This window comes from Methanospirillum sp. (genome assembly GCF_035406105.1).
Classification (GTDB): domain Archaea; phylum Halobacteriota; class Methanomicrobia; order Methanomicrobiales; family Methanospirillaceae; genus Methanospirillum.
The window spans coordinates 1-1162 of the sequence record NZ_DAONKG010000375.1 but is presented as its reverse complement, the minus strand read 5'-3'; the positions used below and the strand labels follow the sequence as shown (position 1 = coordinate 1162).

General features: G+C 50.9%; 1 protein-coding gene. It reads right to left on the bottom strand.

Annotation, left to right across the window (positions count from 1 at the left end; genetic code table 11):
• A partial coding sequence (gene pyk / locus PLA23_RS13625) for a pyruvate kinase (protein ID WP_324475574.1) occupies positions 1-1022 on the bottom strand: 1022 nt, incomplete at its 3' end.
• Positions 1023-1162: the final 140 nt, after the last annotated feature.

Here is a 1162-nt window from a genome sequence, read left to right as displayed (position 1 = left end):
AGGTATGGAAGATGTTTTTCTGTCTCGGTTGCAATCCGTGCCATCATCATAACTGCCTGATCCGGATGTTTTCCAACTGAGGTCTCGGCTGAGAGCATGGTCGCATCGGTTCCGTCCACAATGGCATTTGCAACATCGGTTACTTCAGCCCTGGTTGGTCTTCCTCTGCTGACCATTGACTCCAGCATCTCGGTTGCGGTAATTACCGGCTTCCCCTGCTGACTGCATGAAGTAATGATGAGCTTTTGTATATTCGGAACCTCTTCAAGGGGGATCTCAACCCCGAGATCTCCCCGTGCAACCATAATTCCGTCTGCGTCTCTGATGATATCAGCCAGTCCTTCAACAGCCCGCCTGCATTCTATCTTTGCAATGATTGGTATATCTGCCATTCCCTGTTTAGCAAGGAGGATTCTGGCATCCCGGATATCAGCCGCTGATCCAACAAATGACAAAGCGATATAATCTGGTCTGAATGCTGCCCCCCGGCGGATATACTCACCGAAGCGGGGACTTGCATATGGAATATCAGGCCTCCTTCCCGGAATGACAACCCCCATTCCTTCCCTGATGGTTCCTCCAGATAGCACGGTTGTACGCATTGGCGGACCTGGTTTTAAGATCTGTAATGTGACAGCACCGTCACCGATAAGCACCATATCACCAGGGCAAACCGGGGGGATACAATCAGGGGGCGTGACCAGAACTGAACCTGGGGAGTTCATATGTTCCCCAGCGATATGGATGATGTCTCCTGCTATGACATCACGGGGTGGTGAGCCGGTCAGCACTCTGAGCTTTGGTCCAGGGATATCAACAAGAATGCCGATCTCACGGTTTAGTTCATCTGCGAGAGTTCGAATCTGCTGAACCGTTTCCTCATGCCAGGTTGCTGATCCGTGTGACAGGTTTACCCGTGCGATATCCATTCCTGAGAGGATCATCTCCCTGATAATTCGTGGATGAGCAGATGCCGGACCGATCGTTGCGATGATCTTCGTTCGTCTTAACGTACATGACATGCAGGAATCAGGAGGGCCGGCCTTCCTCTTCATGATACGGGAGATGTGCGTTTTCGAAGGATAAAAGGGAAACTCTCACCTCACTCAGGTGAGTGGGCTATAAACCCCCCGAATGATAACTCAGTACTGCGATGGATAAT